Raw genomic sequence first — 25,496 nt, 5'->3', positions numbered from 1 at the left:
ACACTACACAATATATAAAAGTTCCCTCAAATAATGTTACAATTTGTCCAGTGTATCCCTGTTTCGCATTAAATATAATAAGGAATAACGTTAGTATTTATCACATACTAGAAGGAATCGTCACAAACGCCTTTATATTTCAGAAAATTCAAATAAAATTTGTTTTTTGAAATGAACTTATTTTATGAAAAGGGGTTTTATGGATGAAAACACAAATCGAGCAAGATGGAATTGTGACGCTCACAGATGAGACGCACAATCAGCTGAGCGGCAGCGATCTTTGGAATGAAGATTTACGTCCTACTACGATGAAAGAACATTCTTGGAAAGGAGTTAACTTTGCCACGCTTTGGATTGGGATGTGTCTGTGTATTCCAGCTTACACAATGGCGAGCGGAATGATGACGCTTGGAATGAACTGGTGGCAGGCAATTGGTACAATCTTTTTAGGAAATGTAATTGTTCTTATTCCTATTTTGCTTAATTCTCACGCTGGAACCAAGTTTGGCATTCCTTATCCGGTATTTGCCCGCCTGTGGTTTGGAGATAAAGGAGCACATATCCCAGCACTGGCTAGGGCTATTGTGGCTGCTGGATGGTTTGGAATTAATACATGGATTGGAACGGAAGCAATTGATACACTGCTAAGCGCTTCATTTTCATCTTGGAATGGTTTAGCTGGTCATACAGCCATTGTATTTGCTCTCTTTTGGCTTTTAAATGTAGGAGTGGCGTATAAAGGACCGCAAGCAATTAAAGTGTTAGGAGCGATTGCTGCTCCGGTTATTGGTATTTCAGCTATTATTCTTTTTATATGGGCTTATACAAACTCAGGAGGGTGGGGACCCATTTTATCTACGCCTTCTAAATTTACATCCACCGGAGAATTTCTAGCTGTATTTTTCCCTGCTTTAACCGGAGTCATTGCATTTTGGGCGACGCTCGCTTTGAACATTCCGGATTTTTGTCGATATGCTAGAAGCCAGAAATCCCAAATGGTTGCGCAAACCTTCTCCTTGCCGTTGACGATGAGTGTTTTTTCATTTATTGGAATTGCTGTTACCTCGGCAACCATCGTTATATTCGGAGAAGCTATTTGGGATCCAGTGGCGTTAGTAGCTAAATTCCCTCCGTTTATCATTTTCTTAGGAACAATCGTTATCGTGCTTTCTTCTTTAACGATTAATGTGGGAGCAAATATTGTGGCGCCGGCCCGTGCAATTGAGAATCTGAATCCAAAGAAAATCACGTTTGCGATGGGAGCGCTAGTAACCGGTATCTTTGCTATTTTGCTTCAGCCATGGTACATCATGTCTAATTTCGGGAATTATATCTTTGGATGGCTTGGAACATACGGAGCGCTGCTTGGTCCTATAGACGGCATCGCCATTGCTGACTACTGGCTTGTAAGAAGGAGACAGATGGCATTAAAGGATTTATACGAGGTAAACGGTCGCTATAGTTATTCAACTGGTTTTAATAAAAACGGTATTTATGCATTAGTAATTGGCGTGGCCATACCTGTTTTAGGCTTACTGATTCCTGGACTGCGCTTTTTATGGGATAATGCCTGGACATTTGGTCTATTCATTTCTATCATCGCCTATACGTATCTCATGAGAGGAGATAAAAGTGTATTAGCGCCGGGAGAATATGAAGAAATAACGTTAAAAACAAGCGAAAAACCAATTATCGACAGTCAAACCGCTGATCCCACCATCACTAAATAAATAAGATAAATCCAATCATTAACATGATTGGATTTTTTTATGAGTTGAAACTCTATGGAAGAAAATTGATAAAATTTTTTTGAGTTTTTTTATTGATTTAAGAATTTTTTTTTCATATAATTTAAGTAATAAAAAGATGAAATCGTTTTCTGATTTAATTAATGTAAACGATTTCGATAATTAAAACGTATTTTTTAAAAAATTAACAGGTTTAGAGCTTTTTTGCTACATAAAGAAAGCGTTTACTTAAGGGGAAGGTGGAAAGCAAGATGGATGCATACTTATTAGCTATTACGGTTGTCGCAATTGTTATTGTTATTGTAGGTGTTTCAGTTTTTAAATGGCATGCGTTTATCAGTTTAACGGTTGCGAGTTTGTTTTTAGCAATTGCTTCTGGGTTATCAATGGATAAAATTGTTGCCGCTTACGAAACGGGAGTGGGCGGTGTTTTAGGACACTTAGTAGGAATTTTAGCACTGGGAACAATTTTAGGTAAGCTGATGGCTGATTCAGGCGCTGGCATGCAGGTAGCGGATTATTTTGTAAGAATATTCGGTGTGAAAAGATTGCCGTGGGCAATGCTAGTAGCAGGTTTCATTATTGGTATTCCTGTTTTCTTCGAAGTAGGAATTTTAATCTTACTGCCTTTAGTTATTTCGATTCATAAAACAACAAAACAAAATATATTATTGATTGCTCTGCCAGTTATTGCAGGATTATCAATTGTTCACGGTCTCGTTCCTCCTCATCCGGGAGCGATGGCAGCTATTAGTATTTACGGAGCAAATACGGGGAAAGTGCTTTTATACGCGTTAATCATTTCAATTCCAGCAGCAGTTATCGCTGGACCAGTTTTTGCAAAATGGGTTAACAAACGAGTAATTCCAGAAGGAGAGCCGGATTTAATTCGTATCACGACAACATCTAAAGATCTTCCTGGTACAGGCGTTTCATTCTTTGTTATTTTACTTCCTGTTTTATTAATGGTTTTAGCAGCAATAGTGCCTATTATTAACGGATTGCCAAGCGGCGTAGTGAAGTTTGTAGAATTAATAGGAAGTCCATTAATTGCACTTTTAATTTCTTGTTTTGCAGCGTTTTACCTGCTTGGAAAACGTCAAGGTATGACAAAAGATGTGATTAAAAAACTAACGGAAGAATGCTTGCTTCCTGTAGGATCTATTGTCTTGATTATTGGTGCAGGCGGTGGCTTCAAACAAGTATTAATCGATAGTGGAGTAGGTACAACGATTGGTCAAATGTCTGAACATCTATCTCTATCACCACTTGTACTTGCATTTTTAATTGCTGGATTAATCCGTATCGCTACAGGTTCAGCAACAGTTGCATTAACAACAGCGGCGGGTATTGTTTCACCGATCATTGAGCACATGTCTGGTGTTAATTTAGAACTTCTGGTTATTGTTACGGGCGCGGGTTCACTAATGTTCTCTCACGTTAATGATGCTGGATTCTGGATGGTGAAGGAGTATTTAGGATTAACAGTAAAAGAAACGTTCAAAACATGGACTGTTCTGGAAACGCTTCTATCCTTTATTGCTTTTGCAGGAGCACTTATTCTAAATGCAATAATCTAAAAATAAGACTCTTTTACTCTATGTAAAAGAGTCTTATTTTTTTATGAAAGAAAAGAATTTACTAGAAAAATAATCAAAATATTTTATTTATTCGTTAAATTATGGCAAAATAGAAATAGAAGAACAATAGCTTCTAAGAAGGGAATGACAGAGAGTGAGTAATCAACTAGTATTTTTCACAAACTTTTCAGAAGGAAAATTAGATTCAGACGTTTCTTGGTATTGTCCACCAGCTCAATTTCAAATTGATACGGAAACGAATCGATTAGTGATTAAAACAGACGCTAAAACAGATTTTTGGCAGCGTACTCATTATGGCTTTGAAGCGGACAATGGACACTTTCTTTATCGTGAAGTAGAAGGCGACTTTGAAATCATGACAAAGGTGCATACATATCCAGTTAATCGCTACGATCAAGCAGGTCTCATGATTCGTGTATCAAAAGATACGTGGATCAAAACGTCAGTTGAATACAATCCCGATGGCCCTAACCAATTAGGAGCAGTCGTAACCAACCAGGGCTTCTCAGATTGGTCCAGTCAAAATTTTACTCAAAACAAATCAGCGCTTTATTTTAAAATTCAGCGCAAAAATGATGATTACACCGTTTGTTATTCAAGTGATGGAGATTCCTGGACTCAGCTCCGAATCGCTCACTTATTGCACTCATCCAAAGAACCTGTTCAAGTTGGGATTTACGCTTGTAGTCCTCAAGGAGAAGGATATGAGGCCCAATTTGATTTTATAAAAGTAGAAAAGCTTTAAACGAAAACCACGATTTAGTCACAGTTAAATCGTGGTTTTTATTTAGAGAGCACATTATCTAAAGGCTGTGTGGCAGCAGTGGGTGTCGATTGATTGTGTAAAGCAATTTTTTGTTTGAAATAGCTGATGACAAACCCTGTAATCGCAATGGACATAAAAGAGAAAATTCCTTTTGAAAATCCAATTGAATACATGCTCGACAGCACGACGAGGAAATCAAATGAAAAATTCACTTTTCCAGGATCCCAACCGAATTTTCGCTGCGCGAATAACGCTAGAATATTAGCACCCCCAAGAGAAGCTCCGTTCATAAATAAAATGGATAAGCCAAGACCGGCAATTAGTCCGCCCGTAACAGCACCCATCAGGCTGGGAAGTGTAAAAGCAGGAAGCAAGTGATCGAGTGAAGTGAGAAGTGATAGCAAAGACACTGATCCTATAGTTGTGACGGTAAATTTCCATCCCATTTGAAAGAAGGAAAAGAGATAAAAAGGAATATTAATGAGAAAAAAAATCACCGCAAACGACAAAGGAAGGGCATATGATAAGCTAAGAGACAGACCAGCTGTTCCCCCCGTCACTACGTGAGAGTGCCGCAAGATAAGAACACCAATACTTGCAATCGTACATCCAAGAATAATCCATAAAACTTTTTTCATAAATAAACCCCTTTGTTTGTTTTTTCGGAATTTTCATTTTCAATTATCTACTTTAATGATAGGATATTAAATAAAGAAAACACATGTATAAATGAAGGAAATAATACTTGTTCTGTTATCAACTTGAATAAAGATTTTATTTATTATATTCATTTTGAAAGGAAAGGTTTGTATGGATCAAATCGATGTACAATTATTGTCTATTTTGCAAAGAGACGGGCGTATGACGATTAGTGATTTATCAAAAAAGCTGGCTCTTAGCCGTCCAAGCGTATCAGAAAGGCTGCAGCGCCTTCAGGAACGAGGAGTGATACAGCGTTTCAGCGCTACGGTGTCTCCGAAAGCTTTAGGGAGAGATACACAGCTGTTTATTCAAGTAAGCGAATTAAAAAGAAAACCAGAGGAATTTGAAGACTTTATTGAGCAAAATGAAGATGTGCTTGAATGTCATCGCGTAACGGGACCGGTTTCTTATTTTATCAAAGCAGCCGTGTCTGGAATGGATGGACTTAGAATGCTCGTGGATGAACTGATTCCTTATGGAAATGTGAATACCTCAATTATTTTAAAGTCGCCTGTAGAAAACAGGATGATTACTCCTATACAAAAACCGACCCCATAAGAGGCCGGTTTTTTGTGTAAGGACATATTAATAAAACCCTTTAATAATATAAAAATGATTTTGCAAAATATCAGGAACTTCTTCTTCTGAAACGTTTCTTTTCGTCTTTTTTCCGCTGTCTGTTACAGTTAGTGTTTCACCAGAGAGGGTAATTCGCCCTGTAGGTGTTGCGATCGTAACAAGGCGTTTGTGTACAAACGGAGAATCAGCTGACGTTTGATTGAACTCACACATGGGAGTAAAGTCTGTCAGTTTCTTAGGAAGCGTAGACACACGGTACAGCGTTTTCCATACATCATCTTCCCATCGCTGCAAATCATACATATGCTCAGCAACGTTTGTCATACGATAAGAGCCGCTTACATCTCTTACTACTTCGCCATTTAAAGGCATTGGCTTGCGAACAGAATCTCCAAATCCAACGTCTACGATATAAGACTGATTTTTAACTGTCACAAGGTTTGTAGCGTGACTTCCTTCAATGGTCCACGTGCCATCGGGTTTTTTGACGGTAGCTGAAACGTACGAGACTTCATAACCGCTTTCTTTTAACAGCCAGCCAAATAAACCGTTTAATTCGTAGCAAAATCCTCCGCGCAAATTTACAATTACTTTTTGAAAGATCCGTTCTAAATCAATGATAATAGGAGTTTGAGACAAAACGTCTAAGTTCTCAAACGGAACATGAAGCATATGCTTGTTCTGTAAAGCAGCTAAGTTTTCATACGTTGGACTATCCGGTTTCTTAGCTAAAAACCGACTAAAATAATAATTAATATTCATCAAATACACCTCTTAGTGAATCATTTCTCTTTGTCTTTAAGCTTAGCAGAATATTCATGTAACAGCGTTTTTTTAATGGTTTCTTTGGAAGCAAATTCTTTCAATCTCAGCTTTTTGTTCTTTACTGACTTCTCTTAAAGGATTAGTGGCTAGAAAACATAGTGGACAGACAAAATCAAAATAAAATTCAGCGTGTGCTTTCATCCCGTCATGCTCCTTTATGGCATGTTTTTAGTTTATCAAAAGTAAAGACGGTTCTTCCAACTTGGGGACTGTGGAAAAATAGTTGACAAAATTGGATAACTCTTTCTATAATATAGTCAATACATATTACGAGCGATTAGTTCAGTGGGAGAATACATCCTTGACAGGGATGGGGTCGGGGGTTCGAATCCCTCATCGCTCATACCAAAGCCGTTTTCTTATTAATAAGAGAGCGGCTTTTTCACTTTCTTCATTGGTTTAGGAAGAATGCCACATTGTAAATCGTAATCATTACGTTTATAATAATTAAAACTAAATAAGTAAAACTATGATTTGTTTTAAAGTTGAAGGGTGGAGTGACCATGAATGAAAAGATGATGGAGGTTTTTGCAAGAGATATAATTGCTTCTCTTCCTTTTAACAAGCGAATGCTATATCAATTCATTGAGGGAGTCGAAGATCGTTTAGCGCAAAAAGCTGAGACGAAAAAACAGTTTTTAACACTCCTTAAACAGCAGTCTCCTCACCACCAAGCAGCTGAACGTTTTGGGATGAGCATTTACGAAACGGTTGCTTTAATGCACGAGATTGAAGACGAAATTAGTGAAAAGCTAGAAAAGAAATTAGATAAATACAAGTGGATAGATTGTACGGATTATGCTACATATTCAAAACAAACTATTAACAGTGCGCGCTATTATCTTATTATTTCTTAGTTAGTTTACTGATTTTGTATATTGTAGGTGTATGAACTGAAAATAAGTTGGACTTTAAAAATGAGTGTATATTCAAAAGCGGCTGATGTGATTTGAAATTTTGAGCGCGTATAGAAGAATTAAAGTATAATGAAACATAGTGCATCAGGTCATGATAAAGATAATCACTAATTTAAAATAAATGAGGGTACAAAATGAATCAAAGAAGTTTTAGTCAATACGGTCTTAGTGACAAGGTAGCTAAGGCACTTTCTAGCCTGCAATACAATCATCCTACGGAAGTACAAAGCAAGGTGCTTCCCATCGCGCTAGAAGAAAGAGATGTTGTCGTGAAGTCTCAAACAGGAAGTGGAAAAACGGCTTCCTTTGGCATTCCACTGTGTGAATTAGTTAATTGGGAAGAAAATAAGCCCCAGGCCTTAGTGTTAACGCCTACACGAGAGCTGGCTGCACAGGTAAAAGAAGATATTACCAATATCGGCCGTTTTAAGAGAATTAAAGCAGCAGCTGTCTATGGAAAATCACCATTTGCCAAGCAAAAAGTAGAATTAAAGCAAAAAACACATATTGTCGTGGGAACGCCTGGACGAGTGCTTGATCATATAGAAAAAGAAACGCTTGCATTAGAGAAAATTCGTTATTTGGTTATTGATGAAGCAGACGAAATGCTAAATATGGGTTTTATTGATCAAGTGGAAGCAATTATTCAACATCTTCCTAGTGAGCGTGTAACGATGCTTTTCTCGGCTACGCTTCCTGAAGATATTGAAGAGCTGTCTCGCAAATATATGAAGAAGCCGGTTGATGTTGAAATCAAAGCGAACGGATTAACAACAAGCACGATTGACCATTCTGTTATAACAGTACAAAATGAACGTAAATTTGAACTGCTGAAAGACGTAACTACAGTAGAAAATCCAGACAGCTGCATCATTTTTTGCCGCACGCAAGAGCAGGTAAATACGCTGTTAGATGATTTAGATGATCTTGGATATCCTTGTGATAAAATTCATGGGGCAATGGTGCAAGAAGACCGTTTTGAGGTTATGAATGATTTCAAAAAAGGGAAATTCCGCTATTTAGTAGCAACAGATGTAGCTGCGAGAGGAATTGATATTGATAATATCACGCACGTTATTAACTATGACCTTCCGTTGGAAAAAGAAAGCTACGTTCACCGTACGGGAAGAACGGGACGTGCCGGTAAAAAAGGGAAGGCTATCACATTTGTAACGCCTTATGAAGAGAGAATGCTATCGGAAATTGAAGAATATATTGGTTTTTCGATTCCAGTATCTACTCCTCCTTCTAAAGAAGAAGTACAGCAGGCAGCATTCGCTTTTAATGAAAAAATTAATGAGCGTCCAGAAGTTAAAAAAGATAAAAGCGAGTCATTAAATAAAGACATTATGAAGCTGTATTTTAACGGAGGAAAGAAAAAGAAAATTCGAGCGGTCGATTTTGTAGGAACAATCGCAAAATTAGACGGAGTAACCGCAGACGATATTGGAATTATTACGATTCAAGAAAATGTCTCGTATGTAGAGATTCTGAATGGAAAAGGTCCCAAAGTGTTGCAAGCAATGAAAAACAAAACAATTAAAGGAAAGAAATTAAAAGTTCATAAAGCGATTAAATAATAAAGGAAAGTCCATCTTTTTAAAGATGGGCTTTATTTATACAGCCAATAAAGGAGTTGAGAGTATGAAGTACATAAAAGAAGCGTGTGTAGAAGGGTATGAGCAGGCAAAAAAAGCGGAAAAGCTAGGAGCAGACCGCATTGAATTATGTGACAATCTCAGTCAAGGAGGCACTACGCCAAGTTACGGCACCATTCAACATGCAAGTGAACATCTTGATACAGATATCAACGTGATTATTCGCCCAAGAAGCGGTGATTTTTTATATTCCGAAGCAGAATTTCAAATTATGAAAAAAGACGTTAAAGCATGTAAAGACCTTGGAGTAAACGGAGTAGTATTCGGCATATTAACAGAAAAAAATGAAATCGATCACGGACGCACTAAAGAATTAATAGCAGAAGCTCGTCCTTTAAGCGTTACGTTTCATATGGCATTTGATGAGATTAAAGATAAATACAAAGCCATTGATATACTTAGTGAAATGGGAGCAGACCGCATTTTGACCAAAGGTGGGAAAGGGTCTGCTTTGCAAAACTTGCAGGTGATCCGAGAACTGATCACATACGCCAATGACCGTCTTATTATTTTGCCCGGCGGAGGAATTCATGAAGGCAACGCAGATCGGGTTATAAAAGACACACAGGCGACTGAATTACACGGAACAAAAATTGTAGGAGATTTATCGGATTAAATAAAAAGAGGCTGGGACAAAAGTATGTTAGTCAAAGTGAAAAACGAACCACTAATCAACATGTTTGATTGGTGGTTCGTTTTTTTGTGATGGTAAATATAGTTTTATGTGTTTCGTTCCTTCTAGCAGGTGATTGGAGGGCAAGGCGAAGACTCCTGCGGGAACAGCGCCCGCCCGCGGAAAGCGAAGCCTTGCACGGAAATCAACTGCGGTGTCATAAGCAGTCCAGCTCATCTATCTCACTTGTTCATCTTTAGGTTGGATCCATTTCGTTATGTCTCAACCTCTTTTATTTTGATGTGTTTTCTTTTGCTGCTAAGCTGCTCGTCATTTTGGTACGCTGAAAGAAAAACGAACCTACGACGAGTAAAGCAATTAAAAGAGTTAAAAAGAACTGCGAACGCAATGAATCAATAAATGCCATGGCAATAAAGATACTAGTGATGGCAAGGATTGTAGCGTAAGTTAAGTAAGGAAACAACCACATTTTAATTTTTAATGCTTCAGGGTTTTCTTTTTCATATTTTTTTCTCATTTTAATTTGTGAAAATGCAATAACGAGGTACACAAGAAGGGCTACGCCGCCTGATGCATTCACTAAGAACAAAAAGATTTTATCTGGCGAAATATAGTTAAAGATGACGCTGATGTACGAAATAACTGTACATGCTAATATCGCGCTAACCGGTACGCCTTTTTTATTTAATTTTGAAAAGCTTTTTGGCGCATTACCATTTTGAGACATGGAAAACAGCATACGAGAGCTTGTATACAAACCAGAATTCAGACAAGAAAGGACAGCTGTTAAAATAATAAAGTTCATAATTTGAGCGGCGGCCGGTATGTTTACTAATTCAAGAATAGAGACAAATGGGCTTTTCATTAGGCTTGATGAATTCCACGGAAGAACGGTTACTAAAATAAAAATAGATCCTAAATAGAAAAATAAAATACGATAAATAACGGTATTGGTCGCAACGGTAATGGCTTTTTCAGGTTGAGAAGATTCACCTGCCGCGGTTGCAACAATTTCTGTTCCCATAAAGGAGAACATGACAAGGGCGATTCCTAAAAATACAGAGCTAATTCCATTCGGTAAAAAGCCGCCTTTATGCAAAAGATTGGAAGTGCCGGGAGAATCAATTCCTGGAATGAATCCACAAATAATAGCAATACCTAAAAGTAAAAAAAGAACGATACTGACAACTTTAATGAGAGAAAACCAATATTCAAATTCTCCGAAAGATTTAACAGAGTACAGATTGGTCATCGTTAATAAAAAAGTAAGAGTCAGACTAACTCCCCAAGACGGTAAAGACGGGAACCAGTATTGAATAATATTTGCACCTGCAATGGCTTCAACAGCAATAACGATAACCCAGAAAAACCAGTAGAGCCAGCCAATTGTGTAGCCGGCCCAAGGGCCTAATGCCTCTTTTGCATAAGTGGAAAACGAACCGCTGGAAGGATTTGCAGTAGACATTTCTCCAAGCATTCGCATGACTAAAATAACGAGTAAACCAGCAAATGCGTACGAAAAAATAGAGCCGGGTCCAGCGGTGTTAATGAGTGATCCGCTTCCAATAAACAATCCAGCGCCAATAATTCCTCCAAGAGAAATCATGGTGATATGCCGGATCTTTAACTCTTTTTTTAACTGTGGCTGTGGATGGCTGTTCATTTGTAACCTCCTATATAACCTGAATTTTTAGTTAATACGGAGAATTATAGTATGTTATAAGGTGCAAGGACAGGATGTTGTTAGAAGTTCTTTCATATAAAAAAACGGATATGAATGGTTGCATTCATATCCGGCTTACTCTGACACAGACATTCATTATGCGTAGAAAGTACCTGATTAGCGCCTTTTTTCTTTATTATAATAAGCAATGCAGATGAATTTTTTATGAATGGTAGCTGAAAATAAGCTGAATGATTGTTTTAGATACGTTAATCAAAAGAGATATACATCCGATTAAAGGATAATATGGAATGATATTCAAACTCTCCGTAAAGCACTAAATGCGGGTTTTCCTTTCTGAAAACGGGTATATATAGTAGTAAGAAGTTCATTCTTTTGCTAAGTATAAAAGAAAGATGTGCGATAGAAACAGGAGGTTATAAATAATGAAACATGTTGAAGTAGTAGAAAACGGAGCGAATATTAACGAAGCAGTTAATCAATTTGCAGATAAAGGTTTTGAGAAAAATGAAGTATACGTGTTTACCTATGACAAGGAAAATTCTAAAAATTTAACAGAAGTAACGGACACAAATATTATTCGACTGTCTGAAGAAGGTCCTTTACATTCAGCAGCGAGTTTATTTTTAACAAGAGAAGATGAGCTTCGAACAAAAATGGCTGCGCTAGGTTTATCAAAAGACGAAACAAAAAAATATGAAGAAGAGTTAAAGAAAGGCAGTGCGATTGTAGTGGCTGCTACGGGAGAAAGAAAAGACGTTTAATTAGGGCAAAAGTAGTTTAGTTAAAGTAAGATTCGAACGCGGTTGATTCTCTATCAAGAATCAGCCGCGTTCGGATTTTTTTGTGGGGACGGTGTAACAAGTGATCTATACGAGCTCCTTTATTCCATTTGTTCGTCTTTAAATTCACTCGATTTCGTTATGTCTCACACTCTTTTTTGTTTTTTCCAATATATGATTGATAAAACTAATGGTATTAGTTAAAATAAAAACTAATACCATTAGTTTTTATTTTGATAATAGGGGATGAGGAAATGAGAATAGTTCGTGAGAAAATGTTGTATCAATTGACGTTTTTGCCTCGGTTTTTTCCAGTGAATTGTTATTTAGTCGAAGAGAAAGACAGTCTTACGTTAATTGATGCGGCTCTTCCTTACAGCGCGTCAGGTATTTTGAAAGCTGCAGATCAAATTGGAAAACCGATTACTCGAATCGTTTTTACTCATACTCATGAAGATCACATCGGAGCGATTGATAATGTGAAGAAAAGTTTGCCGAATGCTTCTGTTTATATGTCGCAAAGAGATTATCGATTATTTTCAGGAGACTTCACACTCAATTCTGAAGAACCTCAAAACCCAATCCGTGGAGGAATACCAAAACTAGGAAAGATTTCAACTAAAATTGATCATTTCATCGAAGAAGAGTCTTATATAGGCTCACTTGCCCCTATTTTTACACCTGGACATACACCTGGGTCTATGTCTTTTTTAGACCAGAGAACGAACGCATTAATTGCGGGAGATTCTTTCCAAGTGCGGGGAGGAGTTGCCGTATCAGGTCAGTTAAAACCGCTGTTTCCGTTTCCTGCCTTTGGAACGTGGAGCAAAGAGCTAGCGCTTAAAAGTGCAGAAAAGCTATATGAATTAAACCCGTCACTTCTTGCTGTTGGACACGGAAGAATGCTTTCTCAACCGCTAAAAATGATGGAAAAAGCAATACAACAAGCAAAAGTAAAAATAGAAAAGAGGAGATGAAGGGATGTCGCCACGACAAGGACTAGATTTCAAAAAGGTTATTCAAACAGGTGAAAATTTGGCCAATCGTGAAGGGTTTTATGCTGTTACAATTGCTTCATTAGCCAAAGAATTAGATGTTCGCCCTCCGTCTTTGTATAATCATATAAAAGGGTTAGAAGAGCTGCGCAAAGAACTGGCTTTAAGCGGACTGCAGCAGCTACACTATCTTCTAAAAAGTGCTGTTGAACATGCTTCTGCAGAAGACGCTGTTTATCAGCTAAGTAAAGCGTACGTTTCATTTGTAAGAAAGTCTCCCGGAATATACGAAGCAACGGCAACGGTGGCACCAACGATACAGGATGAAGAAGTACAAAAAGCATCTGATAACATCGTATTTTTAGTGCTGGAGGTGTTAAAACCGTATCATCTTCCGGAAAGTGAAGCCCTTCATGCTGTTAGAAGTCTCCGCAGCATTTTACATGGATTTTCTTCTTTGGAGCAAAAAGGGGGATTTGGCATGCCGTTGAGTACTGATGAGACACTAGATTTTTTAATTCGTACGTTTGTATTGGGGCTACACCGGTATGAACAGACTCCATAAATTTCATTAATGCCACTAAGCCTAACGCTTTAATGGAAATTGAAAAAAAACAGAAAGAATGATAGATTACAAATAAAGACATTTATTCCTATTGTTTTAGGGTTGTTACTGATGAAGCAGGCAAAACCTAAGCTGCAAGGACAGAAAAGGTAGTTTCTGTTTGTTGCTGTTTAGGTATTTTTTGCTTTTGTTTAAAATAACCAGCTCTTTTAATTTATTTTATAAAGGGGAAATCTTCTGAGAATGGAGAGAAACAAACATGCTTAATTCAAGAATGATCGTCATATTAAGAGAACTAATGTCCGTACAGTCTACATTATCAACCGTTACGAGCGAATATTTAGCAACAGTAAATCAGGTATCTTCTCGAACTATTCGAACGGATATAAAACAGTTAGATGACATGTTGTCTCAGTACGGGGCCAAAATTAAATCAGCTCGAGGGACGGGATATGAACTTAGCGTTTTAGATGAAAAACAATTTCATCAGCTATTAAAAGAACTTTCGGCTAATCAATTATTTGATTCAACTTCTATTCCAACCGTTCCTGATGACCGCGTGCATTATTTAATTAAAAGACTGCTGCTAGCAGACGGATATTTGAAGCTCGAAGATTTAGCAGACGAGTTATATATTAGCAAATCAACGGTTCAAAACGATTTAAGAGATGTTAAAAAACAGCTGTGTAAGTATGATATTCTTTTAGAAAAACGTCCTAACTATGGCTTGAAAGCTAAAGGGGACGAAATGAAAATGAGATTTTGTATGTCTGAGTACATATTTAACCGAAAAGATAAAGAAGTAGATATGGTATACAATGAAATATCCATCCTGCCCCAAGAATCAATCTTAACGATTAAAGCCCACATTTTAAATCAAATAAAACGATACAATATTATGGTTTCAGATATTGGATTAAATAATTTAATCATTCATTTAGCAATAGCTTGTAAGCGAATACAAGAAGAAAATTTTATCTCTTTGTATTCAGAAGACTTGCTTGAAATTATGGAGCATAAAGAATATGAAGTAGCAGCTGAAATTGTGAGGGAAATTGAAAAGGCATTCAAGATTCGTTTTCCGAAATCAGAAACAGCGTATATCGCCATTCATTTGCTAGGTACAAAAATGCTCAACAGTAGCAATCATGAAGACAAAGAAGTGAAGCAGTTTATTGCCGCAGATATTTATGAATTAACAGCGGCTATATTAGAAGCAATTGAAAAAGAGCTTCATTTAGGAATTAGTGAAGATTCAGAGTTGATTCTTGGCATGAGTTTGCATTTGAAACCGGCTATCAACCGCTATAAATATGGAATGAATCTGCGAAACCCGATGCTTGAAGGAATTAAGAGTCATTACCCTCTTGCTTTTGAAGCTGGAATTATTGCCGGGAAGGTTTTAAAAAATCGCCTTGAAATTGACATGCATGAAACGGAAATTGGCTATTTAGCTTTACATATTGGAGGGGCCATTGAACGTCGGAAAATTATCAATCAGCCTAAGCGCTGTTTGATTGTATGCGCATCGGGAGTAGGGAGTGCCAAGCTATTATCATATAAGCTGCAGGCTACGTTTGGATTAAATCTTACTATTTTAGGAACAACTCAGTATTATAAGCTTCACCAAATGTCGCTGCACTCTTTAGATTTTATTGTTAGTACCATTCCAATTCCAGAGGATTTCCTGTTCCTGTAGTACAAGTAAGTACAATTCTAGGAAACAATGATTTTAAAAAAATTGAATGTTTAATGAAGAATAAACCGCAGTCTTCGTTAGAATACACGAAAAAAGAATTAGTATATTTACAGCAAGAATTTCAAACAAGAGAAGAAGTGCTTCATTTTTTAGGAGAGAAATTAACTCATCTAGGACTAGTTCCTTTTCAATTTATAGAATCTGTTTTTGAAAGAGAAGCTGCATCCCCAACAAGTTTTGGCAATCTCGTTGCGATTCCGCATCCTATGGTTCCTCAAACCGATACGACGTTTTGGGCCATTTGCACGTTAAAAAAACCGATTATGTGGGAAGGAAATCTTGTGCAATTTATTTGTCTTTTAAGTGTAAAAGCGAATAATCAAGGCGATTTGCAGAAGATGTACAGTTTGTTGGTTCGCGTTGTGGATGACAAGCAGGTCGTGCAGCGCTTAGTAAAGTGCAAGGATTATGAGGAGTTTATAGAGGTATTTATGAAAAATATTAGATAAAAGAAGTCCAAGAGAGGGGCTTCTTCTTTTATCTGAATGTTCAAACATAATTTTTCCGTTACTAACGGAAAAAGGTTGTGTATAAATGTAAGCGCTTTTATTTTAAGATAAAACTATCAACAAAACAGATAGCAAAATAAAAAAACGGGGGAATGACAGATGAATATTCTATTATGTTGTGCAGCTGGAATGTCTACAAGTTTACTAGTAACAAAAATGGAAAAAAGTGCTCAGGACCAAAGCACGGAGTATAAAATTTGGGCAGTTCCTGGTGACTCTGTTCGCAATCATATTGATCAAGCAGATGTACTGTTATTAGGACCTCAAGTGCGCTACTTGCTGCCGCAGCTTAAGAAGCTAGGTGAAGAAAAAGGAGTGCCAGTTGACGTTATAAATCCTGTTCACTACGGAACGTGTAATGGAGAACAAGTGTTAAAATTTGCAGCTCAACTAGTTTCAAAATAGGAGTGTGGACTACATGAGCAAATTTAATAGTATGCTTGAAAGCAAAGTAATGCCTATCGCCGGAAAAATGGCAGGTCAACGCCATTTACAAGCACTTCGAGACGGTATTGTTCTAACAATGCCGCTCATTATTATCGGTTCCGTATTTTTAATACTATCGAATTTACCGATACCAGGTTACAACGACTTTATGGCAGGGATTTTCGGAAAAGAATGGGCCACAAAAATGGCGTATCCAGTTGGAGCTACATTCGATATTATGGCGCTGCTTGCTTGTTTCGGAATAGCCTATCGATTAGCTGAAAAATATGGAGTAGACGCTTTGTCCGCAGGTGCTATTTCACTTGCTGCCTTTTTACTTGCTACTCCGTATAAAGTGTCGTTTCTCCCAAGCGGCGCTAAAGAAGCTATTTTAGTAGACGGCGGAATTCCAACCGCTTTAATGGGAAGTAAAGGACTTTTCGTAGCAATGATTGTCGCGATTCTCTCTACGGAAATTTACAGATGGTTTATTCAAAAAGATATTGTCATCAAGATGCCTGATGGAGTTCCACCCGCTGTTGGAAAATCGTTTGCCGCTCTTATTCCTGGCTTCACGGTAATAGCATTTATTTGGATTTTACGTTTGTTAGTAGAACAAACGCATTTTGGAAGTCTGCATAATATCGTTGGAGAATTGCTTGGAAAGCCTTTAGGTGTGTTAGGCGGCAGTTTAGGCGGTACGCTAGTTGCCGAGCTTGTTATTATGCTCATGTGGTCTTGTGGACTTCATGGAGCGAATATTGTCGGTGGAATTATGGCTCCAATTTGGTATGGAGCTATGGATGAAAACAGAATTGCATTTGCTAACCATGAAGTATTACCCAATATTTTCACACAGCAGTTCTTTGACATTTGGATTAATATCGGAGGCAGCGGAGCGACACTAGCTCTAGTCGTTGCCATGATTTTAAAAGCGCGCAGTCAACAAATGAAGCAGCTTGGTAAATTAGGAATAGGGCCAGCTCTTTTTAATATCAATGAGCCGATTATCTTTGGACTTCCGATGGTGATGAATCCAATGATGCTTATTCCGTTTATTATTACCCCTCTTGTGACGGTAGTAGCAACCTATATTGCCATGTCGACAGGACTGGTAGCAAAACCAGCAGGTATTGCGGTTCCTTGGACCATGCCTCCGATTATTTCTGGCTATTTGGCCACAGGAGGAAAATTATCGGGTGCAGTTATGCAAGCTATTAACATCGGCATTTCTGTTTGCATTTATTATCCTTTCTTTAGAATGTGGGATAAACAAAAATTCACTGAAGAACATGGTATACAGCCTGCAGTTGAAGGGGTACCAAGTGATACACAGAAAGATATTGTGTGAGGAGGGATAAAGAATGGAAAGCGTTCAAGAATATATTTTTAAATTAATCTTACACGGTGGAAACGGCAGAAGTTCAGCAATGGAAGCGATAGCGGCTGCCAAAAAGGGAGATTTTTCAGAAGCGCGTGAAAAGCTTACACAAGCTTCTGAAGAATTAAATGCTGCTCATCATATCCAAACGTCGTTAATTCAAGGAGAAATTAGAGGGGATAGCACAGAAATTTCTCTGCTCATGATTCATGCTCAAGATCATTTAATGAATGCGATGACGGTAAAAGAAATGGCTACTGAATTTGTAGATTTATATGAAGCAATCAAAATTTCTGGGGGGATTACATTATGACAAAAGGTATTAAAATTGTAACGATTGGCGGAGGTTCAAGCTATACGCCTGAACTAATAGAAGGGTTTATTAAACGATATGATGAACTTCCAGTTCGAGAACTGTGGCTAGTAGACGTGGAAGAAGGAAAAGAAAAATTAGAGATTGTTGGAAATTTAGCGAAGAGAATGGTGAAAAAATCAGGTTTGCCAATCGAGGTTCATTTAACGTTAAATCGAAGAGAAGCACTAAAAGATGCGGATTTCGTAACAACTCAATTTCGCGTTGGCTTGTTAGATGCACGAGCGAAAGATGAAAGAATCCCGCTTAAATACGGGGTGCTCGGTCAAGAAACAAACGGACCGGGAGGATTATTTAAAGGACTTCGCACCATTCCCGTTATTTTAGATATCTGCCGTGACATTGAAGAGTTATGTCCAGAAGCTTGGCTGATTAACTTCACAAATCCTGCTGGCATGGTAACAGAAGCTGTGCTTCGCTATAGTAACATTAAAAAGATTGTAGGACTTTGTAATGTGCCAATCGGAATGGAAATGGGGATTGCTAAGCTGCTTGATGTAGACCACTCTCGCATTCGAATTGATTTTGCTGGTTTAAATCACATGGTCTACGGATTAGATGTATATGTAGATGGTGTAAGTGTCAAAGATCAAGTTATTGATTTATTGAGTGATCCAACTAACAGCAGCTTTGTGAAAAATGTAGCAGGACTTGGATGGGAGCCAGAATTCACAAAAGCGCTAAATGCGTTAACGTGTCCATATCACATGTACTATTATAAAACGCGTGAAATGGTAGAAAAAGAGCTTGTTAATTATGAAAAAGGTGAAACCAGAGCAGAAGTCGTGAAACAGTTGGAAAAAGAGCTGTTTGAACTGTACAAAGATCCTAACCTAGACATTAAACCGCCTCAATTGGAACAGCGCGGAGGTGCTTATTATAGTGATGCAGCGGTTCGATTGATTACATCCATTTATACGGATAAAGGCGATATTCAACCTGTAAACACAGTGAACAATGGCGCTATTGCAAGCATTCCAGCTGATTCTGCTGTAGAAGTAAGCTGTATCATTACAAAAGATGGTCCAAAGCCAATTTCAGTCGGCAATGTCCCGTACCTGTCCGCGGTCTTGTTCAAACCATTAAGTCATTTGAGCGGATTGCAGCTGAAGCAGCAGTGACAGGAGATTATGACAAAGCTATTTTAGCATTAACCATTAATCCTCTTGTTGCTTCTGATAAACTAGCTAAACAAATCGTCGATGAGATGTTAGAAGCTCATAAAGATTACTTGCCTCAATTTTTTAAAACGGTTCAAGCTTAAAGTCAAGCTGTTCGAATACAGTACGTATTCGAACAGCTTTTTTGTATAAAAGATATCTATTGTTTTTACTCTTTTCCATTTATACTAAGACACAAGACTCAGGGGGGATACAGCGTGAATAGGAAGAGAGAAGAACTAAATAGTATTGATGAAATAGCGGATGGAGAATTAAAAACTATTTTTGATATTTCTCATGATGCTATTTATATGTCTGATGGAGAAGGAAGAACATTAAAGGTAAGTTCGGGGTGTGAAAGGATATGGGGATACAAGGAAACAGAGTTGCTTGGAAAAACGGTTTATGAGTTAGAAAAAGAGGGGGCATACAGTCCATCGATTACGAGGCTTGTGTTAGAAAAGAAAGAAAAAGTATCAATGATTCAAGTTACAAAGTTGGGAAGGCGATTAAAAGTAATAGGTGCACCAATAAAAAATACGAAGGGGGACATTATTCGAGTCGTTAATATTTCAAAAGATATTACGGAACAGAACCAGTCTTTACAAAACGAAAAAAAAATTGCTCCATTTGAACATCTTCCTCAGGGTCAGATGGAAAGGTTGAATAACAAAAAGGTAAAGCAGATGTACATTTTGAGCGAAAACGAAGAAATGAAAACAGCGGTTTCTAGAGCTGAGAGAGCAGCTTTAGTAGAATCTAGTGTGTTAATCCATGGAGAAAGTGGAGTTGGTAAAGAAACCATGGCATATTTCATTCACGAGCGTAGTCCACGGAACAAAGGGCCGTTTGTAACAGTTCGTTGTGGTGCAATTTTATTATCTAATATAGAAAAGGAGATTTTTGGGCAAGGGGAGGGAATAGGAGCAATTGAAAAAGCCGGCGGCGGTACGGTTTTTTTAGATGAAATTGATTTATTGCCTTTGCCACTACAGCTGAAGTTATCTTACCTCGTAGAACAGCAATTAACATCCTCATATACTAGTGCTCGGTTTATTACGGGGACTTCAACTAATTTAACGGAAAGTATAAAAATAGGGAAATTTAGAAAAGAGCTGTATTATCAGCTAAGTATTATCCCTATTCAAATACCTCCGCTTCGAAACAGAAAAGAAGATATTATTCCATTGACGTTACATTTTTTAGAGAAAATTAATTTCTTGTATGAAAGTAAGAAAAAGCTACATCCTAGGCTGTTGAAAAAACTACAAAACTACTACAGCTGGCCAGGAAATGTTCGAGAGCTTAAAGCGTTAGTAGAGCGATTATTTGTATTAACAGAAGGAGAGTGGATTCAAGAAGAACAGTTAATGAGTGACATACTAGTAAGTGCAAAAAATGAAAAGAAAATTGAAATTCATGAGCTAATGCCTTTAAAAGCCGCGGTTCATTTAGTAGAACAAGAATTGCTGAGAAAGGCTAAGAAGAAATATAAATCCACTACACAAATAGCAAGAGCGCTGGGCGTTAATCAGTCTACAATTAGTAGGAAGCTAAGCCGCTTTTAATCGAAATAAAATGCCTATGCAAAAGTGCATAAATTATAAAAGGAGGGAGATAAACTCTGTAACTATCAAATTTTTATAAGAAATACGTTCACAAAAACTTATGCATAGACGCATAAGTTTCTTTTTTTATGAGATTGAATTTTCAGAAAATAATTGATATTAATAATAAAGTAGAGCAGTTTTATAGGCAGCATATTTTTCGTAGGGAGTGAGGAAAATGAGAGGAAAGTACAGATATTTTATTATGGGTATGATCGTATTTATGACCGTAGTGAATTATATCGACCGAGGTGCTATATCGTATGCACAAGAAGCAATTATAAGCGAGTTTAACCTAAATCCTAAAACATGGGGAGGGATATTAGGCTATTTCGGATATGGTTATATGTTTGGTGCATTATTTGGCGGAGCGTTAGCTGATAAGAAAGGACCTAAATTTGTATGGATTGTAGCAGGTATGGCTTGGTCCGTATTTGAAATAGGAACGGCTTTTGCTGGTGAAATAGGGATGGCCTTGTTTGGTGGGTCTGCTATTGCTGGATTTGCTGTTTTCCGGGTTTTATTTGGATTAGCGGAAGGGCCTACTTTTTCAACCATTAATCGTACAATGGCTAACTGGGCAGCTCCGAAAGAACGAGGATTTGCTGCTTCTATCGGATTACTTGGTACGCCGCTTGGTGCACTGTTAACTGCTCCAATTGCAGTAGCCCTGCTGTCTTTTACAGATTGGAAAACGATGTTTATTATCCTTGGGTGTATTGGTCTTGTATGGATTACGATTTGGATTAAAGTATTTACTAATCAGCCGGAAGAAAATAAAAGAGTTTCTCAAGAAGAATTAGCCGAAATACGATCCAATCAAGGTTTGCTAAAGTTTGAGAAAGAAAGTGGACAGAATGAAGAAACTGTTCCTTGGTATCACTTCTTTAAAAATCCTACGTTAGTCATGAACGCTATCGGTTACTTTGCTTTTCAATATGTGAATTTTTTAATTTTGACTTGGACTCCTAAGTATTTGCAAGATACATTTGATTTTCAATTAGGGTCACTATGGTATTTAGGTATGATTCCATGGACAGGAGCTTGCATCACCGTGCTGTTAGGAGGGAAAATATCTGATTACTTACGAGAAAAAACAGGAAGCCTGCGCATAGCAAGGTCTGGATTAGCCGTTGTCTCTCTATTTTTTACAGCTCTCTGTTTTATTTTCATGCCTACGGTTAACAGCGTAGCAGCAGTACTGACGCTAATGACAATTGGAAATGCATTTAATTTCTTGCCCAACTCTGTGTATTGGACAGTAATTATTGATACAGAGCCGTCAAAAGCAGGAACGTTTGGTGGTGTTACGCACTTTTTTACAAATATCGCCACGATTGTAGCACCGACATTAACAGGTGCGTTAGTAGCTGCTAGTGGATACGGAGCGATGTTTACTGCAGCTGCCGTAGCCGCTGTTGTTGGAATGATAGCCATGATTTTTGTGAAGCCAGGAAAGCGTATTATTAAGCCTATCATTCCTGTTAAACAAAGTAGCTAACCTTATATCATAGTAAAAAGAGGAGGCATATACTTATGCATTCAGATTCTATTTTAAACATGGATATAACAACGTTATCCTTAAAAATAAAAAATAAAGAGATCTCTCCGGTAGAGATTACAGAGTGCTTACTAGATCGTATTAAAGATATTAATCCTGCTTTAAATGCTTTTATAACGATAAACGAAGAGGCAGTAAAGCAGGCGAAAATAGCAGAAAAAGAAATTATGAATAACGAGTATAAAGGAGCGCTTCATGGTATTCCAATTGGCGTTAAAGATCTTGTATACACAAGAAATATGAAAACGACGATGGGTTCTAAAATTTATCAACATTTTACGCCGGATTATGACGCAACCGTGGTAGAGAAGCTTCATCATGCAGGAGCGATTACGATTGGAAAACTTAATACACACGAATTTGCGTATGGGCCAAGCGGAGATGTTTCATATTATGGAGCCGTAAAAAATCCGCACGATACGAAGAGGATTTCAGGAGGTTCGAGCAGTGGTTCTGGGGCAGCTGTTTCAGCTGGATTATGTTATGGAGCGATTGGTACAGATACAGGAGGATCTATTCGTATACCTTCATCTGCATGTGGCATCGTAGGGATGAAGCCAACGTTTGGTCGAGTAAGTAAGCATGGTGTTTTTCCACTTGGCGAAACGTTGGATCATGTAGGACCGATGACGCGAACCGTTTCAGATAATGCTTTATTTTTAGAAACAATTGCCGGCTATGATACAAAAGATCTTTATTCAGTAAATAAGCCGACCGAACATTTTAGTAGATTCATTGGTTCTTCTATTTTAAAAAAAACGATTGGCATACCTTCTAATTTTTACTTCGATGCTTTAGATTCAGAAGTTGGGAATGCTTTAAAAGAGGCAGTGAAGTGTTTGGAAGAGCTAGGTGCAAGTGTAAAGTCTATTGAGCTTCCTATGCTGTCACAAGCATCTTGGGCACAGTCGAAAACGATTCAAAGTGAAGCCTATATGGTTCATGAGAAGCGAATGAAAGCGTATAGACAAGACTATCAGCTTCCCGTTCTTGAGAGGCTGGAAGAAAGCCAAAAAGTAACGGGATATGAGTATGCAAAAGCGCAGCAAATTCGCTTACAAGCTCAGAAAGAATTTCAGGACGTATTTGAAAGTGTAGATGTGTTAATTGCTCCGACGCTACCGATTCTACCTCCTTATATGGGAGAAGAAAAAGTAAGAGTTGATAATCAGATGAAGTTAGTTCGTTCGGAGCTCCTTCGCTTAACAGAACCATCTAACTTACTTGGTTTGCCTACGCTGTCGTTACCATGTGGTTATTCTCGTGAGGGGCTACCGATTGGAATGCAGCTCATAGGACCACATTTTGCTGAAGCTGCTCTCTATCAAATCGGATACGCGTTTGAACAACATCGCCATATCCCTACACTAAAATGGAATATTCAAACACAGCCAACGTTAAGCTAAAGAAAAAGGTTCATTTTTGAACCTTTTTTCTGTTTGTTCAGCTAGATTTCTGCCACCATCAATGTAACAATATAAAATAGAAACAGACAGCAAAGGGTGGCTAGAAATGATTCATTTATTAATTATGATGGTAGAACGAGTCGGAGTTATTGTCATTATAGGTTTTTTGCTAGCACATACAAAAGTTTTTCGGCAATTTCTCCGTAAACAGCAAGGTTATAAGGGAAAAGCTGTACTTATTTTTATTTTTTCTCTTTTTAGCATTATTAGCAACTACACTGGAATTGAAATTCAAGGAACGATTATTCGAAATGAAGATTTATTATTAAAAGTAAATCCATCAAGCTCGATTGCAAATACGCGAATTATGGGTGTGGAAATGGGCGGTCTGCTTGGCGGTCCTTTTGTTGGTTTAGGAGTAGGACTACTTGCCGGCGTTCATCGCTTTATGTTAGGTGGGAGTACGGCGTTTAGCTGCGCTGTTTCATCCGTTTTGGCAGGAGTGTTAACTGGATATATCGGTTATGCCTACCGGAAAAAACATCGAACGATTACACCGCGCTTTGCTGCACTTGTAGGCATAGCGATGGAAACGCTTCAGATGCTGATTATTTTATTATTTGCTAAACCGTTTGATTCGGCATGGACGCTAGTGAGTATTATTGCTATTCCAATGATTATTGTAAATGGTACGGGAAGCTATATTTTCTTATCTATTATTCAGTCCATTTTACGGCAAGAAGAACAAATGAGAGCGCTTCAGACACACAAAGTATTATTAATCGCGGATCAAACTCTTCCGCATTTTCGGCAGGGTCTCACTAGTGAATCATGTGAAAATGTTGCAAATATTATTCATCGCTTCACAGGTACGGACGCTGTTTCGTTAACGGATACGCACAAAATTTTAGCTCATGTGGGAGAAGGAATTGATCACCATGTTCCTTCGCACAGTTTAATTACCGGGCTGTCTCACGAAGTGCTGAAGACGGGAAAAATTATGAAAGCAAAATCGAGAGAACAAATTGATTGTCAGCATAAAGACTGCCCGCTTCATGCCGCAATTGTAATGCCGCTTACTTCTCACGGTACTACCATTGGAACACTAAAAATGTACTTTAAAGATGCGAGTGGGTTAAGCCGGGTGGAGGAAGAGCTGGCAGAAGGATTGGCCAAACTTTTTTCAACTCAGCTAGAGCTCGGCGAAGCAGAGCTTCGAAGTAAATTGCTAAAAGATGCGGAGATTAAAGCTTTACAGGCACAGGTGAATCCTCACTTTTTATTTAATGCCATTAATACGATATCGGCGCTGTGCAGACAGGACGTAGAAAAAGCCAGAAAGCTGCTACTGCAGCTAAGCATTTATTTTCGTTCCAATTTGCAAGGTGCAAGGCAACTGCTGATTCCGTTATCAAAAGAGCTTGATCATGTTCACGCGTACTTATCGCTTGAACAAGCCAGATTCCCTAATAAATACGAAATTGACATGTATATTGAAGAAGGACTAGATGATGTCTTGCTTCCGCCGTTTATTCTTCAAGTACTTGTGGAAAATGCCATTCGGCACGCGTTTCCGCGCAAACAAAAACACTGTCGCGTAGAAGTTTATATTGAGACAAAAGATAAATATGTATATGTAAAGGTAAAAGACAATGGACAAGGTATAGACACAAAACGATTGGAACTGCTTGGCAATGAGCCTGTTTTTTCAGAAAAAGGAACGGGGACGGCTCTTTACAATATTAAACAACGTTTACATGGATTGTTTGGAAAAGAAACGACACTGGAGTTTGACGTAACAGAAGGAACAGCAGTTTCGTTTGTTATACCAATTGAATTAAAAAGCGAGGGTATGTAA

21 protein-coding genes, 1 tRNA gene and 2 pseudogenes are annotated in these 25,496 nt (G+C 38.0%); 21 read left to right on the top strand and 3 right to left on the bottom strand.

The genetic code is table 11. The features are described 5' to 3' along the window. Positions 1-203 precede the first annotated feature (203 nt). The 3 genes from ACXAE4_RS23995 to ACXAE4_RS23985 all read left to right on the top strand — a co-directional run bounded on the left by ACXAE4_RS23995 (position 204) and on the right by ACXAE4_RS23985 (position 4,094). A complete protein-coding gene (locus ACXAE4_RS23995; protein ID WP_033578068.1) occupies positions 204-1,730 on the top strand; it encodes an NCS1 family nucleobase:cation symporter-1 in 1,527 nt (508 codons plus the stop codon). A 269-nt stretch (positions 1,731-1,999) separates the two neighbouring features. After that, the gene (locus ACXAE4_RS23990) at positions 2,000-3,328 is read left to right on the top strand and encodes a GntT/GntP/DsdX family permease (protein WP_034269380.1); all 1,329 of its coding nucleotides are present in this window, start codon (positions 2,000-2,002) and stop codon (positions 3,326-3,328) included. Between the two features lie 154 nt (positions 3,329-3,482). Further along, positions 3,483-4,094, top strand: coding sequence for a DUF1349 domain-containing protein (locus ACXAE4_RS23985; RefSeq protein WP_063248132.1), 612 nt, complete (start codon positions 3,483-3,485; stop codon positions 4,092-4,094). A 38-nt stretch (positions 4,095-4,132) separates the two neighbouring features. Here the strand turns inward: ACXAE4_RS23985 and ACXAE4_RS23980 are convergent, their stop codons facing one another. Continuing rightward, entirely contained in the window at positions 4,133-4,753 is a 621-nt protein-coding gene (locus ACXAE4_RS23980; RefSeq protein WP_028412328.1) for a YitT family protein, read from the bottom strand. A gap of 172 nt (positions 4,754-4,925) precedes the next feature. Between ACXAE4_RS23980 and ACXAE4_RS23975 the strand changes: the two genes are divergently transcribed. After that, entirely contained in the window at positions 4,926-5,375 is a 450-nt protein-coding gene (locus tag ACXAE4_RS23975; protein WP_028412327.1) for an Lrp/AsnC family transcriptional regulator, read from the top strand. Between the two features lie 27 nt (positions 5,376-5,402). Here the strand turns inward: ACXAE4_RS23975 and ACXAE4_RS23970 are convergent, their stop codons facing one another. After that, complete coding sequence (locus ACXAE4_RS23970) at positions 5,403-6,158, bottom strand: arylamine N-acetyltransferase family protein (RefSeq protein ID WP_028412326.1); 756 nt, start codon at positions 6,156-6,158, stop codon at positions 5,403-5,405. Positions 6,159-6,492: 334 nt separating this feature from the next. Here ACXAE4_RS23970 and ACXAE4_RS23965 point away from each other — a divergent pair. From ACXAE4_RS23965 to ACXAE4_RS23950, 4 genes are all read left to right on the top strand, one after another. After that, positions 6,493-6,564 (top strand) — tRNA-Val (locus ACXAE4_RS23965). A gap of 160 nt (positions 6,565-6,724) precedes the next feature. Beyond that, positions 6,725-7,078: a hypothetical protein gene (locus tag ACXAE4_RS23960; protein WP_034269391.1), complete on the top strand. Its 354-nt coding sequence runs from the start codon at positions 6,725-6,727 to the stop codon at positions 7,076-7,078. A gap of 194 nt (positions 7,079-7,272) precedes the next feature. Beyond that, complete coding sequence (locus ACXAE4_RS23955; protein WP_034269394.1) at positions 7,273-8,718, top strand: DEAD/DEAH box helicase; 1,446 nt, start codon at positions 7,273-7,275, stop codon at positions 8,716-8,718. Positions 8,719-8,782: 64 nt separating this feature from the next. Next, positions 8,783-9,412, top strand: a complete 630-nt coding sequence (locus tag ACXAE4_RS23950; RefSeq protein WP_033578077.1) for a copper homeostasis protein CutC — start codon at positions 8,783-8,785, stop codon at positions 9,410-9,412. Between the two features lie 289 nt (positions 9,413-9,701). Here ACXAE4_RS23950 and ACXAE4_RS23945 read toward each other — a convergent pair whose 3' ends face one another. Continuing rightward, complete coding sequence (locus ACXAE4_RS23945) at positions 9,702-11,093, bottom strand: amino acid permease (RefSeq protein ID WP_289578717.1); 1,392 nt, start codon at positions 11,091-11,093, stop codon at positions 9,702-9,704. 446 nt (positions 11,094-11,539) lie between these two features. Between ACXAE4_RS23945 and ACXAE4_RS23940 the strand changes: the two genes are divergently transcribed. The 13 genes and pseudogenes from ACXAE4_RS23940 to ACXAE4_RS23880 all read left to right on the top strand — a co-directional run bounded on the left by ACXAE4_RS23940 (position 11,540) and on the right by ACXAE4_RS23880 (position 25,496). Further along, positions 11,540-11,878 (top strand): YflT domain-containing protein, encoded by a 339-nt coding sequence (locus tag ACXAE4_RS23940; protein ID WP_048020044.1) that lies wholly within the window; start codon positions 11,540-11,542, stop codon positions 11,876-11,878. Positions 11,879-12,150: 272 nt separating this feature from the next. After that, positions 12,151-12,873, top strand: a complete 723-nt coding sequence (locus ACXAE4_RS23935) for an MBL fold metallo-hydrolase (protein ID WP_028412321.1) — start codon at positions 12,151-12,153, stop codon at positions 12,871-12,873. A 4-nt stretch (positions 12,874-12,877) separates the two neighbouring features. After that, positions 12,878-13,456: a TetR/AcrR family transcriptional regulator gene (locus tag ACXAE4_RS23930; RefSeq protein ID WP_047751634.1), complete on the top strand. Its 579-nt coding sequence runs from the start codon at positions 12,878-12,880 to the stop codon at positions 13,454-13,456. A gap of 259 nt (positions 13,457-13,715) precedes the next feature. Continuing rightward, a pseudogene (locus tag ACXAE4_RS23925) lies at positions 13,716-15,664 on the top strand (BglG family transcription antiterminator). Positions 15,665-15,823: 159 nt separating this feature from the next. After that, positions 15,824-16,129 carry a PTS sugar transporter subunit IIB gene (locus tag ACXAE4_RS23920; RefSeq protein ID WP_028412318.1) on the top strand — a complete coding sequence of 102 codons (306 nt, stop codon included), beginning with the start codon at positions 15,824-15,826 and terminating at the stop codon, positions 16,127-16,129. Positions 16,130-16,142: 13 nt separating this feature from the next. Then, complete coding sequence (gene celB, locus ACXAE4_RS23915; RefSeq protein ID WP_098113868.1) at positions 16,143-17,501, top strand: PTS cellobiose transporter subunit IIC; 1,359 nt, start codon at positions 16,143-16,145, stop codon at positions 17,499-17,501. A gap of 13 nt (positions 17,502-17,514) precedes the next feature. Beyond that, positions 17,515-17,844 carry a PTS lactose/cellobiose transporter subunit IIA gene (locus ACXAE4_RS23910; protein ID WP_034269415.1) on the top strand — a complete coding sequence of 110 codons (330 nt, stop codon included), beginning with the start codon at positions 17,515-17,517 and terminating at the stop codon, positions 17,842-17,844. Further along, positions 17,841-19,015, top strand: a pseudogene (locus tag ACXAE4_RS23905) (6-phospho-beta-glucosidase); the annotation flags it as partial. The gene ACXAE4_RS23910 and the pseudogene ACXAE4_RS23905, both read left to right, overlap by 4 nt. 6 nt (positions 19,016-19,021) lie before the next feature. Beyond that, positions 19,022-19,168, top strand: a complete 147-nt coding sequence (locus ACXAE4_RS23900) for a hypothetical protein (protein WP_475237371.1) — start codon at positions 19,022-19,024, stop codon at positions 19,166-19,168. A gap of 114 nt (positions 19,169-19,282) precedes the next feature. After that, positions 19,283-20,632 (top strand): sigma 54-interacting transcriptional regulator, encoded by a 1,350-nt coding sequence (locus ACXAE4_RS23895; RefSeq protein WP_098113869.1) that lies wholly within the window; start codon positions 19,283-19,285, stop codon positions 20,630-20,632. Positions 20,633-20,849: 217 nt separating this feature from the next. Continuing rightward, positions 20,850-22,172 (top strand): MFS transporter, encoded by a 1,323-nt coding sequence (locus tag ACXAE4_RS23890; RefSeq protein WP_098113870.1) that lies wholly within the window; start codon positions 20,850-20,852, stop codon positions 22,170-22,172. 35 nt (positions 22,173-22,207) lie between these two features. Then, positions 22,208-23,638 (top strand): amidase, encoded by a 1,431-nt coding sequence (locus ACXAE4_RS23885; protein WP_289578718.1) that lies wholly within the window; start codon positions 22,208-22,210, stop codon positions 23,636-23,638. 106 nt (positions 23,639-23,744) lie between these two features. Next, entirely contained in the window at positions 23,745-25,496 is a 1,752-nt protein-coding gene (locus ACXAE4_RS23880) for a LytS/YhcK type 5TM receptor domain-containing protein (protein WP_475237063.1), read from the top strand.

It is taken from the genome of Priestia sp. ABM2_011, from assembly GCF_056158845.1.
This window is presented reverse-complemented; position numbering and strand designations above follow the sequence as displayed.

Bases quoted from the DNA above. Each gene is read 5' to 3' on its own strand.
- ACXAE4_RS23950 (WP_033578077.1), top strand. From the start codon at position 8,783: ATGAAGTACATAAAAGAAGCGTGTGTAGAAGGGTATGAGCAGGCAAAA.
- ACXAE4_RS23955 (WP_034269394.1), top strand. From the start codon at position 7,273: ATGAATCAAAGAAGTTTTAGTCAATACGGTCTTAGTGACAAGGTAGCT.
- ACXAE4_RS23880 (WP_475237063.1), top strand. From the start codon at position 23,745: ATGATTCATTTATTAATTATGATGGTAGAACGAGTCGGAGTTATTGTC.
- ACXAE4_RS23885 (WP_289578718.1), top strand. From the start codon at position 22,208: ATGCATTCAGATTCTATTTTAAACATGGATATAACAACGTTATCCTTA.
- ACXAE4_RS23940 (WP_048020044.1), top strand. From the start codon at position 11,540: ATGAAACATGTTGAAGTAGTAGAAAACGGAGCGAATATTAACGAAGCA.
- ACXAE4_RS23970 (WP_028412326.1), bottom strand. From the start codon at position 6,158: ATGAATATTAATTATTATTTTAGTCGGTTTTTAGCTAAGAAACCGGAT.
- ACXAE4_RS23935 (WP_028412321.1), top strand. From the start codon at position 12,151: ATGAGAATAGTTCGTGAGAAAATGTTGTATCAATTGACGTTTTTGCCT.
- ACXAE4_RS23945 (WP_289578717.1), bottom strand. From the start codon at position 11,093: ATGAACAGCCATCCACAGCCACAGTTAAAAAAAGAGTTAAAGATCCGG.
- ACXAE4_RS23995 (WP_033578068.1), top strand. From the start codon at position 204: ATGAAAACACAAATCGAGCAAGATGGAATTGTGACGCTCACAGATGAG.
- ACXAE4_RS23990 (WP_034269380.1), top strand. From the start codon at position 2,000: ATGGATGCATACTTATTAGCTATTACGGTTGTCGCAATTGTTATTGTT.
- ACXAE4_RS23910 (WP_034269415.1), top strand. From the start codon at position 17,515: ATGGAAAGCGTTCAAGAATATATTTTTAAATTAATCTTACACGGTGGA.
- ACXAE4_RS23920 (WP_028412318.1), top strand. From the start codon at position 15,824: ATGAATATTCTATTATGTTGTGCAGCTGGAATGTCTACAAGTTTACTA.
- ACXAE4_RS23975 (WP_028412327.1), top strand. From the start codon at position 4,926: ATGGATCAAATCGATGTACAATTATTGTCTATTTTGCAAAGAGACGGG.
- ACXAE4_RS23980 (WP_028412328.1), bottom strand. From the start codon at position 4,753: ATGAAAAAAGTTTTATGGATTATTCTTGGATGTACGATTGCAAGTATT.
- ACXAE4_RS23890 (WP_098113870.1), top strand. From the start codon at position 20,850: ATGAGAGGAAAGTACAGATATTTTATTATGGGTATGATCGTATTTATG.
- ACXAE4_RS23930 (WP_047751634.1), top strand. From the start codon at position 12,878: ATGTCGCCACGACAAGGACTAGATTTCAAAAAGGTTATTCAAACAGGT.
- ACXAE4_RS23960 (WP_034269391.1), top strand. From the start codon at position 6,725: ATGAATGAAAAGATGATGGAGGTTTTTGCAAGAGATATAATTGCTTCT.
- celB (WP_098113868.1), top strand. From the start codon at position 16,143: ATGAGCAAATTTAATAGTATGCTTGAAAGCAAAGTAATGCCTATCGCC.